The 17,243-nt window shown below is 25.1% G+C and carries 14 protein-coding genes, 4 tRNA genes and 1 pseudogene; 8 read left to right on the forward strand and 11 right to left on the reverse strand.

Annotated features, from left to right (window positions below; translation table 11 throughout):
* Nucleotides 1–62: 62 nt before the first annotated feature.
* From cyaY to BUSG_RS03010, 3 genes and pseudogenes are all read left to right on the forward strand, one after another.
* The gene (cyaY, locus tag BUSG_RS03000) at nucleotides 63–428 is read left to right on the forward strand and encodes an iron donor protein CyaY (protein ID WP_011054071.1); all 366 of its coding nucleotides are present in this window, start codon (nucleotides 63–65) and stop codon (nucleotides 426–428) included.
* Between the two features lie 71 nt (nucleotides 429–499).
* Nucleotides 500–1,408 (forward strand): annotated as a pseudogene (gene hemC / locus BUSG_RS03005) (hydroxymethylbilane synthase); the annotation flags it as partial.
* 411 nt (nucleotides 1,409–1,819) lie between these two features.
* Nucleotides 1,820–2,194 carry a uroporphyrinogen-III synthase gene (locus BUSG_RS03010; RefSeq protein ID WP_108926811.1) on the forward strand — a complete coding sequence of 125 codons (375 nt, stop codon included), beginning with the start codon at nucleotides 1,820–1,822 and terminating at the stop codon, nucleotides 2,192–2,194.
* Between the two features lie 4 nt (nucleotides 2,195–2,198).
* Here BUSG_RS03010 and BUSG_RS03015 read toward each other — a convergent pair.
* The 9 genes from BUSG_RS03015 to BUSG_RS03055 all read right to left on the reverse strand — a co-directional run bounded on the left by BUSG_RS03015 (nucleotide 2,199) and on the right by BUSG_RS03055 (nucleotide 10,217).
* Nucleotides 2,199–2,275 (reverse strand) — tRNA-Pro (locus BUSG_RS03015).
* Nucleotides 2,276–2,308: 33 nt separating this feature from the next.
* Nucleotides 2,309–2,381 (reverse strand) — tRNA-His (locus BUSG_RS03020).
* 39 nt (nucleotides 2,382–2,420) lie between these two features.
* A tRNA-Arg gene (locus BUSG_RS03025) sits at nucleotides 2,421–2,495 on the reverse strand.
* 100 nt (nucleotides 2,496–2,595) lie between these two features.
* On the reverse strand, nucleotides 2,596–3,855 hold the full coding sequence (gene rho, locus BUSG_RS03030; protein WP_011054072.1) for a transcription termination factor Rho: 1,260 nt from the start codon (nucleotides 3,853–3,855) through the stop codon (nucleotides 2,596–2,598).
* Nucleotides 3,856–4,000: 145 nt separating this feature from the next.
* Nucleotides 4,001–4,327: a thioredoxin TrxA gene (gene trxA / locus BUSG_RS03035; protein WP_011054073.1), complete on the reverse strand. Its 327-nt coding sequence runs from the start codon at nucleotides 4,325–4,327 to the stop codon at nucleotides 4,001–4,003.
* Between the two features lie 158 nt (nucleotides 4,328–4,485).
* A complete protein-coding gene (gene rep, locus BUSG_RS03040) occupies nucleotides 4,486–6,462 on the reverse strand; it encodes a DNA helicase Rep (RefSeq protein WP_011054074.1) in 1,977 nt (658 codons plus the stop codon).
* A gap of 82 nt (nucleotides 6,463–6,544) precedes the next feature.
* A complete protein-coding gene (gene ilvC / locus BUSG_RS03045) occupies nucleotides 6,545–8,020 on the reverse strand; it encodes a ketol-acid reductoisomerase (protein WP_011054075.1) in 1,476 nt (491 codons plus the stop codon).
* A 68-nt stretch (nucleotides 8,021–8,088) separates the two neighbouring features.
* A complete protein-coding gene (gene ilvD, locus BUSG_RS03050; protein WP_011054076.1) occupies nucleotides 8,089–9,942 on the reverse strand; it encodes a dihydroxy-acid dehydratase in 1,854 nt (617 codons plus the stop codon).
* A gap of 198 nt (nucleotides 9,943–10,140) precedes the next feature.
* Nucleotides 10,141–10,217 (reverse strand) — tRNA-Trp (locus BUSG_RS03055).
* 181 nt (nucleotides 10,218–10,398) lie between these two features.
* Between BUSG_RS03055 and BUSG_RS03060 the strand changes: the two genes are divergently transcribed.
* The 5 genes from BUSG_RS03060 (at nucleotide 10,399) to fdx (ending at nucleotide 14,829) form a co-directional block, all read left to right on the forward strand.
* On the forward strand, nucleotides 10,399–11,613 hold the full coding sequence (locus BUSG_RS03060; protein ID WP_011054077.1) for an IscS subfamily cysteine desulfurase: 1,215 nt from the start codon (nucleotides 10,399–10,401) through the stop codon (nucleotides 11,611–11,613).
* A gap of 38 nt (nucleotides 11,614–11,651) precedes the next feature.
* Nucleotides 11,652–12,038 (forward strand): Fe-S cluster assembly scaffold IscU, encoded by a 387-nt coding sequence (iscU, locus tag BUSG_RS03065; RefSeq protein ID WP_011054078.1) that lies wholly within the window; start codon nucleotides 11,652–11,654, stop codon nucleotides 12,036–12,038.
* Between the two features lie 98 nt (nucleotides 12,039–12,136).
* Nucleotides 12,137–12,634, forward strand: coding sequence for a Fe-S protein assembly co-chaperone HscB (hscB, locus tag BUSG_RS03070; protein ID WP_011054079.1), 498 nt, complete (start codon nucleotides 12,137–12,139; stop codon nucleotides 12,632–12,634).
* Between the two features lie 30 nt (nucleotides 12,635–12,664).
* A complete protein-coding gene (hscA, locus tag BUSG_RS03075; protein WP_011054080.1) occupies nucleotides 12,665–14,494 on the forward strand; it encodes a Fe-S protein assembly chaperone HscA in 1,830 nt (609 codons plus the stop codon).
* The gene (gene fdx / locus BUSG_RS03080; RefSeq protein WP_011054081.1) at nucleotides 14,494–14,829 is read left to right on the forward strand and encodes an ISC system 2Fe-2S type ferredoxin; all 336 of its coding nucleotides are present in this window, start codon (nucleotides 14,494–14,496) and stop codon (nucleotides 14,827–14,829) included. The genes hscA and fdx overlap by 1 nt, the downstream gene beginning before the upstream one ends.
* On the opposite strand, the gene der is transcribed toward fdx, so the two are convergent.
* Both der and BUSG_RS03090 read right to left on the reverse strand, forming a co-directional pair.
* Entirely contained in the window at nucleotides 14,830–16,191 is a 1,362-nt protein-coding gene (der, locus tag BUSG_RS03085) for a ribosome biogenesis GTPase Der (RefSeq protein ID WP_011054082.1), read from the reverse strand.
* 34 nt (nucleotides 16,192–16,225) lie between these two features.
* Nucleotides 16,226–16,795: a YfgM family protein gene (locus BUSG_RS03090; protein WP_044006101.1), complete on the reverse strand. Its 570-nt coding sequence runs from the start codon at nucleotides 16,793–16,795 to the stop codon at nucleotides 16,226–16,228.
* Nucleotides 16,796–17,243: the final 448 nt, after the last annotated feature.

Genomic DNA, 17,243 nt, shown 5'->3' on the forward strand with positions numbered 1-17,243 from the left:
ATTTATTAAAAAAAATATTTTTAACTTAATATAATAAAATTTATTATTCAAGGATATAAAAAATGAAAAAAAATACAAATTTTACTCAAATAAATAACAATTTTTATCGGTTAGTAGATGATTTGTTTCTAAAGATAGAAGATAATTTAAATTTTTACGATGATAAAATTGATATCGACTATGAAGTACAAGATTACGTTATGACTATTACTTTTTTAAATAAAAGTATAATTGTAGTTAACAAACAAGAATCGTTGCGCCAAATATGGTTAGCTACAAAATTTAATGCATATCACTTTAATTATAAAATAGATAAATGGATTTGCAATCGCAGTAACAAAGATTTTTGGGAAATATTTGAAAAATCATGCTCTATTCAATCAAATGAAAATTTGATTTTTACTGCTTTTAAAAGAATTAAAAAATAAAAATTAATTTTTTATTTCTTTAAAAAATTTAACATATTAAATAACATTTCTATCCTGATATGAATCGTAATATGCGAAAAAAAATATTAAGAATTGCTACTAGAAAAAGCCCTTTAGCTTTACAACAAACTAAATATGTATAAAAAAAACTATTATCTTTATATCCAGATTTAAATATAAAGATCATACCTATTGTTACTCATGGAGATAATATTTTAAATAAATCTCTTTCTAAAATAGGAGGAAAAGGTTTGTTTATAAAAGAATTAGAATTTGCTCTTCTTGAAAATAAAGAAGATATTGCAATACATTCAATGAAGAATCTTCCTGTTCATATTACGAAAGAATTGCGTTTAATTAGTATATGTAAAAGAGGAAATCCATTAGATTCCTTAGTATCTAATCATTATCAATCTATTAATCATTTACCAAAAGGGGCAGTAGTTGGCACATCTAGTTTAAGAAGACAATGTCAATTAATCACTTATCGTCCAGATTTAATTATTTTACCTTTAAGAGGTAATGTAGAAACAAGAATAGCTAGATTAGATGAGGGTAAATATGATGCAATTATTTTAGCTACTGAGGGGTTAAAAAGGTTAAATTTAAAACATAGAATTACTCAAGTTATACCAGCTGAATTATCACTTCCTCCATGTGGTCAAGGGGTTATCGGTATATAATCTAGATTACATGATAAGAAAATATTGTTTTTTTTGTCGAGTTTAAATCATTTTAATACTTTTATTGAAATAAATGCAGAAAGAGCATTTTGCAAAAAATTAAAATCTGGATGTCATATTCCAATTGGAAGTTATGCTGTTCTTAAAAAGAAAAAAATTTGGCTTAGAGGATTAGTTGGTTCACCAGATGGTGAAATAATATTGAAAGGTGAAAGATTTGGTTGGTATAACATTGCAGAAGAAATGGGTTATTCTTTAGCAAAAGAATTACTTAATAACGGAGCAAAAAGAATTTTAGGTCGTTTTTATACAAAAAAAATTAAATTATACATGAAAATATTAGTTACAAGACCCTCTCCAGAGGGAGAAGAACTAGTAAATAATTTAAACAATGTAGGTATATTTTCTTCTCATATTTCTTTATTTGATTTTTATCCAAGTGAAGGAAAAAATAGTATACCAAAAAAAGTTTATGCATTATATAAATCGGATATAATTGTGATTTTTTCTAAAAAATCTATTTATTACATTAATACATATTTAAAAAAAATAATTTAATGTGACCTATATATCCAAAATATTATGCTATTAGTAAAAATATTTCTCTTATTTTACAGAAATATGTTAAAAAAAATTTTTTTCCTAAAAAAAAAGAAAATAGTGAAAATTTATTAAATATTTTATGTAAAAAAAGTCTTTTAAAAAAAAATTGTTTTATTACAGGGAGAAAATAGAGGAAAATTAATAAAAGAATATTTAATTAAAAAGGGTTTTGATATATGTGTTGTTGAATGTTATAAAAGAATTTTTAAAATTATAGATATTTTTTCAGAGGTAAAAAATTGGCGTAATTCAAAAATAAATACACTTGTAGTAACAAGTGGCGAAATATTATATCGATTAGATAAAATAATTTCTATCATTGATAAAACTGAATGGTTGTTTAAATGCAAAATATTTTTTGTTGGAAATAGATTAGCAGATATAGCAAAAAAAATTGGTTGGAGCGATATAATTATTTTTGATTATGCAGATAATAATAATTTATTTAAATTAATTAATAGAGTTAATAATAGAAATTAATTTTTGGTCGGCGAAAGAGGATTTGAACCCCTGACCCACTGGTCCCAAACCAGTTGCGCTACCAAGCTGCGCTATTCGCCGTAAAAATATTTGACTACAATTATTTATTTTTTGGGTGGCTAATGGGATTTGAACCCATGACCACTGGAATCACAATCCAGAACTCTACCAACTGAGCTATAGCCACCAAAATTTTGTTATTTTTTATTATTTTTTTATAAAATAATGCGCTCGACAGGATTTGAACCTGATACCTCTACCTTCGGAAGATAGCGCTCTATCCAAAATGAGCTACGAGCGCATTTAAAATAAAACTAGATTACAATAGTTTAAGATTAATAATCTTCATTGTCCAGTTTTTTTTTAAATTTACAAATAAAATAAAAAAATATTTTAAATATTTATGATCTTTTCATCATATCAAAAAATTCATCGTTTGTTTTTGTCATAGATAATTTATTTAACAAAAATTCCATTGCATCTATTTCACTCATAGGATGAATAATTTTTCTTAAAATCCACATTTTTTGTAACTCATCTGGTAAAGTTAATAGTTCTTCTTTTCTAGTACCAGATCTATTATAATCAATAGCAGGAAAAACACGTTTTTCTGCTATTTTCCTAGATAATGGAAGTTCCATGTTTCCTGTTCCTTTAAATTCTTCGTAAATCACTTCATCCATTTTCGATCCTGTATCAACTAATGCTGTAGCAATAATTGTTAAACTGCCTCCTTCTTCTACATTGCGAGCAGCACCAAAAAATCTTTTAGGTCGATGTAAAGCGTTAGCATCTACCCCCCCTGTTAAAACCTTTCCTGATGCCGGAACAACGGTATTATAAGCACGTGCTAAGCGGGTAATTGAATCAAGTAATATAATTACGTCTTTTTTATGTTCTACTAGTCTTTTTGCTTTTTCAATAACCATTTCAGCCACTTGAACATGTCTTGATGCAGGTTCATCGAAAGTAGATGCAACTACTTCTCCTTTCACTAATCTTTGCATTTCAGTTACTTCTTCCGGTCTTTCATCAATTAATAAAACCATCAGTACGCAATCTGGATGATTGTAAGCTATGCTCTGTGCAATATTTTGTAATAAAATTGTTTTTCCTGCTTTTGGCGGTGCTACAATTAAACCTCTTTGACCTCGTCCAATAGGTGAAGCTAAATCTAGAACTCTTGCTGTTAGGTCTTCTGTTGAACCATTTCCTCTTTCCATTCTTAATCTGGAATTGGCGTGTAAGGGTGTTAAATTTTCAAATAGAATTTTGCTTCTAGCATTTTCAGGCTTATCGTAATTTACTGCATTAACTTTAAGTAGAGCGAAATATCTTTCACCTTCTTTTGGTGGTCTTATTTTTCCAGAAATAGTATCACCAGTACGTAAATTAAATCTACGAATTTGACTTGGTGAAACATATATATCATCAGGACCAGCTAAATAAGAACTATCAGCGGAACGTAAAAAACCAAATCCATCTTGTAATATTTCTAAAACACCATCTCCAAATATATCTTCTCCACTTTTTGCATGTTGTTTAAGGATGGCAAAAATAATATCTTGTTTACGCATACGCGCTAAATTTTCCAACCCCATTTTTTCACCAAGAGTAATTAATTCAGAAACTGGCATATTTTTAAGTGCGGTAAGATTCATAATGGTGGGTTCTTAGTAAAATCGGGGTAAATCTCGAAATGATAACTGTGATATCAATTATAAATTTTTTTATTGTCATTAATAAATTTTTCATAAAATTGAATTTAATTTTTTGAGTTAAAGTTAATTAACTATATATAAATATTTATTTAATATTCTCATCTAAAAAATCTTTGAGTTGTAATTTAGAAATTGCTCCAACTTTAGTAGCAAGAACTTCTCTTCCATGAAATAATAGTAATGCTGGAATTCCTCGAATAGAGTAAATAGGAGCAGTATTTGGATTTTTTTCGATATTTAATTTACCAACTTTAATTTTATTAAAATATTCTTGTGCTATTTCTTCTAAAATAGGAGCTAATATTTTACATGGATTACACCATTCAGCCCAGAAATCAACTAATACAAAACTTTTATGTTCTAATACTTCTTTTTCAAAATTTTGATCAGTAAGTTCGATTATTTTATTCATTTTTTATGATACTCTATATTTAATAATAAAAAATTTTCTTAATTAATTCTATTATAATATCATTTTTGGGAATTGATTTAAACTAAAATTAAATAATTTTAACTATCTGAAATTAGATATTTTTTTATTTTTTAAGATTTTTTTTAAGTTTTCTATTTTTATATTTTTTTTTCTTTTGTATGAAAAGCATCTAAATAATCATCTTTTTCCCATTGTAAATCTTCTTGGGGTAATTCAAATAAAAATCTACTAGGTGCTGTATATAATTTTTGTCCATATTGAATTCTAGTTTGACAATATGTAAAAAATAGTTCTTTTCGTGCTCTTGTCATTCCTACATAAGTTAATCTTCTTTCTTCCTCTATGTTATCATTATTAATGCTCTTTATATTGGGTAAAATTCCCTCATTCATACCAATTATAAAAACTGAAGAAAATTCCAATCCTTTAGATGAATGCAAAGTCATCAATTGTACTCGATTTTTTGGGATTTCATTTATTTGTATTTTTTTTTCTAAAATATCTCGTAATGTCATTTTTTTAACAATTTGTAATAAATTCATTGGTTTTTCAAATTCATTTCCCCTTAACATTTCTTTTAACCAATTTGATAACGTGTAAATATTATTTATGCTTGTTTTAATTTTTTTCGGTTCTTTTAAAATTTTAGTTAACCATAGTTCATATTTAATATCATTAATAATTTTATCTAAAATGATATCTTCTTTAAGAAGTGATAATTTGATTATTTTTTTAATCCAATAAATAAAATCTTTAATTTTTTTTACTGTTCTTTCTCTTAAAATTTTTTTTATTTCTATATCGTTACTAATTTGAAAAAGACTTTTATTTTTTTTAGAAGCTAATTCTTCTAATTTATTTAGTGTAGTTAATCCTATTTGGCGATGAGGAATATTTAAAATTCTTATAAATGCATGATTATCGTCTGGATTTACAATTAAACGAAGATAACTTAATAAATCTTTTATTTCAGGACGAGAAAAAAATGATGAATTTGTAGAGATATCATAAGGAATATTTTTTTTTAAGAAAGTTTTTTCAAGAATTTGAGATTGGTAATTCCCTCGATATAATATAGCATAATCTTTGTATTGCATTATATCGTTAGAACATTCATGAATTATTTTATCTGCTATTTTTTCTGCTTCATTTTTTTCATTTTTTCCAATTATAACTTTTATTTTGTTACCGTATTCTAAATTAGAAAATAATTTTTTTTTAAAATAATGTAAATTGTTTGAGATTAATTTATTTGCTGCTTTAAGTATTCTTCCGTAAGAGCGATAATTTTGTTCCATTTTTATAATTTTTAAGTTGGGAAAATCTTTTTTTATTAAAAAAAGATTTTGTGGTTTTGCTCCTCTCCATGAATATATAGATTGATCATCATCTCCTACTAAAGTAAAATTTGAATTTACATTAGTAAGCATTTTAATTAGTTCATATTGACTATTATTTGTATCTTGATATTCGTCTACTAATAGATAAGAAATTTTTTTTTGCCAACGATTTTGTATAATTTGATTATTTTTTAATAAACTTGTTGGTATACAAATTAAATCATCAAAATCTAATATGTTTGATTTTCGTAAATGAAAAGTGTATTGCTTATAAAAAAATGCGAAATCTTTTTCTAAATTTGATTGTGCTGATAATTGAACTTGTAATGGAGTGAGAAATTTATTTTTCCAAAAAGAAATCATAAAAACTAATTTTTTTAACAATTTTGTATCATTTTTTATACTTTTACTGCATATTTTTTTTAACAACATCATTTGATCTCTTTCATCAAATAAAGAAAAATTAGAGTTAAATTTTAATGTATTAATTTCTTTTTTAATGATTTCTAATCCAAGAGAATGAAAAGTTGAAATAATCATTTTTTTTATTTGCAATAAATTTAAATGTTTTGCAAGACGAACTTTTATTTCATGAGCAGCTTTATTAGTGAAAGTAACAGCAATAATGTTTCCAGGTTTATATTGACAATTATTGATTAAGTAAATAATTTTATTAATAATAACTTTTGTTTTTCCTGAACCAGCCCCTGCTAATATTAAGCAGGGACCATTAATGAGTTCTATAGCATTTTTTTGATTAAAATTAAGAGACATAAAATAATAATTTCAGATTGATTAGAAAATTAATTTTTAAAAATTCTTAAAAAATTAAGGTAAAATTTAGAGAATTTATTGTTTATTTTGCAACACAAATTGATTTCATTTCTTTCATATGTTTTCTTAATTTTTTCCCAACAATTTCAATTGGATGATTACGAATTTCTTCATTAATTTTATATAATTCAATATTATCTATTTTTGTATTTGGTAATGACAATCCTAAAACATTTTTTTCAAGACTCATAATAAAATCTTTTAAAATAGGATATGCTGCTTCAGAAAAAAGATAGCTTCCATATTCTGCTGTATCTGAAATGACTATATTCATTTCATATAATTTCTTTCTTGCAATTGTATTAGCAATTAATGGTAATTCATGTAAAGATTCGTAATAGGCTGACTCATTTATGATACCTGTGTTGATCATCGTTTCAAAAGCTAATTCAATGCCTGATTTTAATATAGATACCATTAGTGTTCCATGATCGTAATATTCTTGTTCTGATATTTTTTCAGAGTAAGAAAGAATATTTTTTTCAAAAGGTGTTTTTTTTGTATCTTCTCGCCAATTTAATAATTTTTTATCGTTATTATGCCAATCTATCATCATTTCTTTAGAAAAAGAACCTGAAATAATATCGTCCATATGTTTTTTAAAGAGAGGTGATAATATTTTTTTTATTTTTTTAGATATTTTAAATGCTTTGATTTTTGATGGATTAGAAAGTCTATCCATCATGAGTGTGATACCCCCATGCTTAAGAGATTCTGTGATTGTTTCCCAACCATATTGTATTAACTTTGCTGCATAAGAAGGATTATGTTTATCTTTAATTAATTTTTCATAACATATTAGAGAAGCTGTTTGTAATAATCCACATAAAATTGTTTGTTCTCCCATTAAATCTGATTTTACTTCAGCTATAAATGAAGATTCTAAAACTCCTGCACGATGCCCACCTGTTGAGAAAGCCCATGCTTTTGCAATTTCTAATCCTATTTTTTTAGGATCATTTTCAGTATGAACCGCAATTAACGTAGGTACCCCAAATCCTCTTTTGAATTCTTCTCTCACTTCTGTTCCAGGACATTTTGGTGCCACCATAACGACTGTTATATCTTTTCGTATAATTTCACCACATTCTACAATATTAAAACCATGTGAATAACCTAAACATGAATTTTTTTTCATCAGTTTTTGTAGTTCTTTCACAACATTTTCATGTTGTTTATCTGGTGTTAAATTGATAACTAAATCAGCATTTGGTATTAATGATTCATAGTCATTAACTTCAAAATTATTTTTAGTTGCGTTTAACCAAGAAGAGTTTTTTCTTAAAATACTGTTTTTTTTAAGTGCAAAGGAGATATTTAATCCAGAATCTCTCATATTTAAAGCTTGATTTAAACCTTGTGACCCACAACCTACAATAACTATTTTTTTATTTTTTAAAATTTTATTTTCATTTTTAAATTCGTTTTCTTTCATAAAGCGACATTTTTTGATTTCATTAATTCTTTTACGAAAACATAATTTATTAAAATAATTCATTTTTAGTAATTCCTGAATAATTTAAAATTGATTTAATATTTATTGTTATTGATGATAAATTTTATTTTTTAAAAATTAAATAGTTTCTTTTTATTTCTTATTGCACCTTTATCTGCACTCAAAGCAAAATGTGCATAGGCACGAAGGGCAAAAGAAATATTTCTTTTGCGATTAAGAGGTTTATATGCTTTTAAACCTTTTGCATTTTCTTTAATGATACGAAGATTTAGTTCTTTTTCTGTAATATTTAAATGAATTGTCTTGTTTACAATATTAATTTGAATATCATCACCATTTTCTACTAAAGCGATAATACCCTTATTTGCTGCTTCAGGCGAAATATGACCTATAGATAAACCAGATGTTCCTCCAGAAAAACGTCCGTCGGTGATTAATGCACATTGTTTATCTAAATTTATAGATTTTAAATATGTTGTTGGATATAGCATTTCTTGCATTCCGGGCCCACCCTTGGGACCTTCATATCGAATAACGATAACATCACCAGCAATAATTTTACCTGATAAAATAGCACTAACAGCTTCTTCTTGACTTTCATAAACCTTAGCAGGTCCAGAAAAAATATAATGTTTTTTATCTATGCTAGCTGTTTTTATTATACATCCATTTTTTGCTAAATTTCCATACAAAACAGATAATCCACCATTTTTACTATAGGCATTTTCATGTGAACGAATACATCCATTAACGCGATCTTTGTCTAATTTATTCCATCTATAATTTTGAGAAAAAGGTTTAATTGTACGATTACCACCTGGACCTGCATGAAACATCTTTATTACATTTTTATTTTTTGTAGACAAAATATCATATTTTTTTAATGTTTTTTCTAAATTCAATCCTAATATGTTTTCTGTTTTTTTATTTAATAAATTAGAACGATTTAATTCTCCTAAAATTCTCATTACACCACCTGCTCGATGTACATCTTCTACATGATACAAATTAGTACTCGGAGCTACTTTGCAAATATGAGGAATTTTTTTTGAAAGGTTGTTAATATCTGACATTTTAAAATCAACTTTTCCCTCGTATGCTGCAGCTAATAAATGCAAAATAGTATTAGTTGATCCTCCCATGGCAATATCTAAAGCCATAGCATTTTCGAAAGATTCTTTATTTGCTATATTGCGTGGTAAAACGTTTTTATTGTTATTAAGGTAATAATCTTTCGTAATTTTAACGATATTTCGTGCAGATTTTTTAAATAATTTTTTACGATCAATATGAGTTGCTAATAGTGTTCCGTTTCCAGGTAAACTTAAACCTATAGCTTCTATTAAACAATTCATAGAATTTGCTGTAAACATACCTGAACAGGAACCGCAAGTAGGGCAAGCTGAAAGTTCAATTTCTCTTATAAAATCATCGGATTTATTAGAATCACCTCCATGTATTATGGCATCAACTAAATCAATTTTTTTTGTTTTATCTTTTGTTTTTATTTTACCTGCTTCCATTGGTCCTCCTGAAACAAAGACTGATGGTATATTTAAACGTAAAGATGCCATAAACATAGCTGGAGTTATTTTATCGCAATTTGAAACACAGATCATTGAATCGACACAATGAGCATTAATTACGTATTCTATAGAATCTGCAATTAATTCACGAGACGGTAGAGAATATAACATTCCTGAATGTCCCATTGCTATTCCATCATCTATTGCAATAGTATTAAATTCTTTTGGAACGCCACCATATTTTTTTATTTCTTTAGAGATTATTTTTCCAACTTCTTGTAAATGAATATGTCCTGGTACAAATTGAGAAAATGAATTTACTATTGCAATAATAGGTTTTTTAAAGTCTTCATCTGTCATTCCTGTAGCACGCCACAGGGATCTCGCTCCAGACATATTTCTACCATGTGTAGTTGTAAATGAACGATATTTAGGCATTTTAAAAATTACTCCAAGAAATATTTTTTATTATTTTTAGAAATTTTTAAAAATAAGTATGTGTTTTTTAGTTTAAAGACTTTTTTTTATTTTTTTTAATAGTAGGAATTATATATTATAAATATATAAATTAATTGATATTGTTTCTTTTATTTTTAAATAAAAGTCATTCTTTATAAGAAACAATAAGTGAAATTTTGGCAGGGGTGGAAGGACTTGAACCTACAACTTTCGGTTTTGGAGACCGATGCTCTACCAAATTGAACTACACCCCTAATGACATTTGAATCTTAAAAATAATTATATTCTTAATTAAGATAAAAGTCTAGTTTGTATATTATATATTTTACCTATAATTTACATTTATTTTTAGATCTAAATATTTTTTAAAATGATAGAATATTACTTTAATCTTTAGTTCTTTTTCTACAATGATTATATAAGGTAAATAATTTAGTGAAAAATCCAATTTATTTAGATTATGCGGCTACTACACCAGTAGAATTTAAAGTTGCAAAAAAAATGATGAATTATCTAACAATAGATGGAATATTTGGTAATCCCGCATCCCGTTCTCATAAATTTGGCTGGGAAGCTGAAGAAGTAATTGACATTGCTCGTAATGAAATATCAGAGTTAATTGGTTCAGATTCTCGAGAAATTGTATTCACTTCTGGTGCTACTGAAGCAAATAATCTAGCTATCAAAGGTATTGCATTTTTTCATAGAAAAAAGGGTAATCATATTATTACAAGTAAAACAGAACACAAGTCTGTATTAGATGCATGTAGGTATTTAGAAAGCGTGGGTTTTTCTGTAACTTATCTTACTCCTAAAAATAACGGTATTATTGATTTAAATGATTTAAAAAAAAATATAAATAAAAACACTATACTTGTTTCAATAATGCATGTAAATAATGAAACTGGCATTATACAGGATATAACCAATATATCTAAAATTTGCAGATCCCATGACATTTTTTTTCATGTCGACGCCACTCAAAGTGTAGGTAAAATAGCTATTAATCTAAAAAATTTATTTGTAGATTTAATGTCTTTTTCAGCTCATAAAATATACGGACCTAAGGGAATTGGAGGCTTATATGTACGTCGAAAACCACGTGTACGTTTATCAGCTTTATCACATGGAGGAGGACATGAAAGAGGAATGCGCGCAGGAACTTTACCTGTTCATCAAATTGTTGGCATGGGTGAGTCTTTTAAATTAGCTAGAAAAAAAATAAATGATGATTTTATTCATTTAACTAATTTAAGAAACGATCTTTGGAATGGTATTAAAAATATTGAAGAGGTTTATTTAAATAGTGATTTAAAGCAAGGTGCACCTCATATTCTAAATGTTAGCTTTAACTATATTGAAGGTGAGTCATTAATTATGGCACTTAAAGATTTAGCTATTTCTTCTGGTTCCGCATGTACTTCTTCAAGTTTAGAGCCATCTTATGTTTTAAGAGCTTTAGGAATTAAAGATGAATTAGCTCATAGTTCCATTCGTTTTTCAATTGGAAGATTTACAACAAAAGAAGAAATTCAACATACAGTAAAATCAGTACATAAATCAATTCATAGATTACGTGCTCTTTCACCTTTGTGGGAAATGTTTAAATCAGGAGTTGATTTAAATAGTATAGAATGGGATCATACCTAAAGTAAGAGAATCAAATATATATTAAGAAGGTAGTTAAAATGGCTTATAGCAAAAAAGTTATGGATCATTATGAAAATCCACGTAATGTTGGTTCCTTTTCTAATTCTGATTCTAATGTAGGAAGTGGATTGGTAGGTGCACCTGCTTGTGGTGATGTGATGAAATTACAAATTAAAGTTAATGAACAAGGTATTATTGAAGATGCTTGCTTTAAAACGTATGGTTGTGGTTCTGCAATAGCCTCTAGTTCTTTGGTTACAGAATGGATTAAGGGTAAATCTATAACGGAAGCAGAAGCAATTAAAAATACTAGTATAGTTGAAGAACTAGAATTGCCACCAGTAAAAATACATTGTTCTATTTTAGCAGAGGATGCTATTAAAGCTGCTATTTCAGATTATAAAAGTAAGAAAAATAAAAATTAATTTTTATTTTTTTAGTTAAAATGTTGAAAGAGATTATCCTTTCAACATTTAATTATGAATTTTAGTATTTTTTAAATATATTTTGAATTAGGTGACTTATGGATTATTTTGCATTATTTAATTTACCAAAAAAATATATAATTGATAAATTTTTACTTTCTAAAAATTTTTATAAATTACAGTTAAAATTTCATCCAGATTTATTTATACATCATTCTGAATCTAAAAAAAGAATAGTTTTACAAAAATCAATTGAAATTAATAAAGGATATAAAATTTTACAAGATTCATTAAATAGAGCTATACACTTACTTTTTTTAAATGGTTTTAAGATTAGTAAAGAAAAAGTTTTATCTGAAGATAATAGTTTTTTAAAAAAATATTTTTTTTTATATGAAGAATTAGATTTTTTGTTAAAAAATAACTGTGATGAAGTTCAAATCGATATTTTTTTTAAAAAAATAAGAAATAAAATAGACAATTATGAAAAAATAATTGAAATTAAATTTAATGAAAAAAAATGGGATGATATTATTAAATTAATAACTAAACTTCTTTTTTTTAAAAAAATACAAACTCGTTTAAAACAGTCATAATCACTTATTCAATAAATTGGGATTTTATGCATGGTTTTTTTGAAAAATAAAGTTAAAAAAAAATTAATTTTAGGTATTGATTTTGGAACTACTTATTCTCTTTTAGCTAGTGTACAAAATGAACGTGTTGTTTTATTGACAGATGATAAAAAACGTTATTTGTTACCATCGATTGTAAATTTTAATAAAAAAAAACCTTTAATTGGTTGGGAAGCAGAGAAAAAAATAATTAAAGATCCGATTAATACAATTACTTCAGTTAAACGTTTAATTGGTCGATCTATTGATTTTATTAAAAAAGAATTTCCTATTTTACCATATGTTATAGAAGATAATAAAGATGGAGGTATTTTATTTCATACAAATTCTGGACTTGTTACTCCTATTGATGTTACTAGTGAAATATTGAAATTTTTAAAAGAAAAATCCTGTGAATTTTTTAATAAAAAAATAGATGCAACAGTAATTACTGTTCCTGCATATTTTGACAATCTCCAAAGAGATTCTATCAAAAAAGCTGCTATATCAGCAAAAATTAATTTAATTAGACTCCTTAATGAGCCAACTTCCGCTGCTGTCGCTTATGGTTTACAGTTAAATACAGAAGGTCTTGTTGTCGTCTACGATTTAGGAGGTGGTACCTTTGATATTTCTGTATTAAAATTAAATAAAGGAATATTTGAAGTTTTAGGGACAGCTGGTCATGCTAATTTAGGTGGAGATGATTTTGATACTTTGTTATCTAAATACATCTATAAAAAATTGAATTTGTCAAATCAATGCGATAACTTTTTTCAATCTTTATTACTTAAAAAAGCAAAAGAAATAAAAATAAAACTTACTAAATATGAAAAGGTAGAAGTAAATTTTTTTAATTGGAAAGGTATTATTTTTCGTGATGAATTTAATTTAATTATTAAAGATTTAATTCAAAAAACTTTATTTATTTGTTCTAATCTTCTTAAAGAAATTGATCTTAAGATAGAAAGTATTAAAGAAGTTATTATGGTAGGTGGATCAACACGTGTCCCATTAGTATATCAAGAAGTAAAAAAATTTTTTCGAAAATCACCTTTAATATCTATAAATCCTGATCAGGTTGTTGCTATAGGTGCAGCGATACAATCAGATATGCTTATGAAAAATACTATTCAAAAAAGAACAATTTTATTAGATGTAACTCCCCTTTCTTTAGGTATTGAAGTTATGGGAGGGTTTGTTGAAAAAATCATTTTTCGTAATACTCCTATACCTATTTCTAAGACAAAAGAATTTACAACTGCTAAAGACAATCAAACTATTATTGTTATCCATATATTGCAAGGAGAAAGAGAATTAGTAAAAGATTGTATTTCTCTTTCACGATTTATTTTAAAGGATATTCCATCTAAAAAAGCAGGTGTAGTTCGTATTTTAGTCACATTTGAAATAGATACTGATGGTTTGATTAGTGTAAAAATTTTAGAAAAATTTAGTCATAAGGAGAAAAAAATTCAAATTGAGAATGTTACTTTTTTACAAAATAAAAACATTCATAAGATAATTAAAGAATCCACTATAAATGCTAAAGAAGACTATTATCTTAGGGTTAGAAAAGAGAAAAAAATTGAATCTAAATACATTTTAGATCTTTTAAATAATGCTTTACAAGAAGATCGAAATTTAATTACTTCAGAGGAATTAAAAAAAATAAAATCACATCAAATTAAATTACAAAAATCTATAGATGAAGATGATTTTTTTTCTATGAAATTAAATTTAAAAAAATTAGAAGAAGTTAGTAAAAATTTTCTTTCTTTAAGATTAAAAAAAAATATGGATTCTTTTTCAATTAAAAATTTATCAGACGAGATTACATAATGCCTAAAATATTTTTTTTACCTCATAAATTATTGTTACCTAAAGGTGGTTGTTTTGAATGTAAAGAAGGTGAAACTATTTTAAATGTTGCGTTAAAAAATAATATTAAATTAGAACATGCTTGTGAAAAATCATGTGCTTGTAGTACATGTCATTGTATTATAAGAAAAGGTTTTCTTTCTCTTTCAGGATGGTCTGAAAAAGAAGAAGATGTACTAGATAAAGCTTGGGGTTTAGAGTCTACAAGTCGTTTGAGTTGTCAAGCAATTATTGGAAATATTGATATAGAAGTACAAATTCCCTTATATAATACTAACTATATAATAGAAAATTAATTATTTTTTTGAGATATATGGATTCATAGTTTCTTTAAATTGTATTTTTATTGGTGTTCCATTCATTTTTAGCGTTTTGTAAAAGAAATTTTTTAAATATTTTTTATAGCATAAAGATAAATTTTTTACTTGATTACCATGTATCATTATCTCGATTGGATTAGAATTTCCTAGATGTGCATATTTTAGCTTTATTCGTCTTCCATTTATAATTGGAGGTTGATGTTTTTTTACTGCTTTATGCATTATTTTCATAACTTGAGAGGTTTTTATTTTCTTTTGAGAAGTATGATAAGAGGTATCAATAGATTTAAATAATTCTACTGTTCCCTCATTATTCAGTGCTGATATAAAATGTATTTTTGAAAAAAAGTTACATTTTAATTGTTTTTTGATTAAGTTTTCTAAATTTTTTTTTTCTTTTAAACTTAATAAATCACATTTGTTAATTACGATAATTAATGGTTTTCCAGATTTTTCAATAAAACTAGATAATAACAAATCTTGTTTAGATATTTGATCTTTTGCATCTATTATGAGTAAAGTTAAATGAGATTTTTCAATTGTTTGTAAAGTTTTAATTTTGCAAAATTTTTCTATTTTATTTGTTTTAGATTTTTTCTTAGACATTCCTGCTGTATCTATAAAAATATAATTTTTATAATTATATTTAATAGGTACTAATACAGTATCTAACGTTGTACCGGCTTTGTTTGAAGTAATCATTCTTTTTTTCATTAGTAGTGAATTAATTAATGTTGATTTTCCAACATTTGGTTTTCCTATACATGCTATTTTTACTGAATTTTTTTCTTTTTTAGAATGCTCTTGACTTATTTTTTCTAGTTTTTTTTCTTTAAATTTTGAGTTAATCCAAGGAGTTAAATATTTTGAAATAAGATTATTAATTCCTTGGTTATGACTTGCAGAAATTTTTATATTTTCTTTAAATCCTAAAGAATAAAATTCATTAATTTTAGAAATTTCTTTAATTCCATCTATTTTGTTAATTACTAATATTGTTTTTTTTTCATATTTTCTTATTTTTCGAGAAATTTCATATTCCTCTGGCATAACTCCATCACGAGCATTTACTAAAAATAAAATTCCGTCGCATTCTTTAATTGCTTTTAAGGTTTGTTCATGACTTTGTTTTTCTATTTTTTGTGATTTAAAATTGATTCCTGCTGTATCTACTATAGTTATTTTTTTATTTTCTTTTAAGTAACAATATCCATAATTTCTGTCTCTAGTAAGTCCGGGATAATCAGCAACTAATGCATTTCTTGTTTTACTTAATATATTAAATAAAGTAGATTTTCCTACATTAGTGCGTCCAATTAATACGATTATAGGTAACATAATAAGATATCCATTTTTATTTTAATTTTTGCATTTATCTTTTTATTTCGTTAATTTTCATGTTAATAATTTCTTTAGATGCATTAGATTTTTCAAGGTATTTACTTTTTTTCCATGCTAATATTGCTTTTTTAATCTCTTTATTTTTCATAAAAATATCACCTTTCATGTTTTCTACTATATTTTTCCAAGAATTGTCTTTTATTTCTTCTAGTATTTTTATTGCATCTTGATTTTTATTTTGTTGTATTTTTATTTTTGCGATTCTTATTTTTAGAATGTTTTGTAAATTTTCTTCTTTTGTATATTTTAAGCTATTGTTTAATTGTATTAAAGCTTTATCTAAATTTTTATCTAAAATATATTTTTTTGCTAAAAAAAGAGAAGATAAAGTGCCATAAATATTTTTATTTTCTGTAATAAAATTTTCAACACTTTTTAGATTTTGATTGTTCTTTGCATTTATTTTTTTTATTACTTCTTCATATCTTAATTTTTCTAATTTTAATTTCTTTTCTTTTGGTTTTATAAACCAAAAACTACAAAATATAAAAAAAATGAGAAAAAATAATACTAAATATGTTTTTAAAGATACTTTTTTCATTTTATTTAAATGCATTTCTATTTTTCCTTATTCCTTGTTTTTTAAAAATATATTGTTTAAAAACACCTTTTATACGGAGATATTTTTTTAATTTTTAAAAAAAATTATAATGAATGCAATATTAATTTTTTTTAGAATAAATTTTTATTTAATTTTGATTAAAATAATAGCATATAAAAAAAGTTATTCGTATGAAAAACACTAATTGTACACAGTTAGTTAGTTCAAGAAGTTCTTTAATTATCAATGTCACACGTGACTTATCCACAGATTTTGTGTTTACTAATAATAAATATTATTTATTTCTTTTTTTTTTTTTTTTAAAAACAGAAAAACAATGTTTATTAATTTTTTTTCAGTATTTTATTTTAAATATTTATTATGTGTTATCTTGATTAAAATATTAATACTGTATAGAATAATTTGAATATTTTAAAGGGTATTTGGC

The sequence above is a fragment of the Buchnera aphidicola str. Sg (Schizaphis graminum) genome (assembly GCF_000007365.1).
Classification (GTDB): Bacteria; Pseudomonadota; Gammaproteobacteria; order Enterobacterales; family Enterobacteriaceae; genus Buchnera; species Buchnera aphidicola.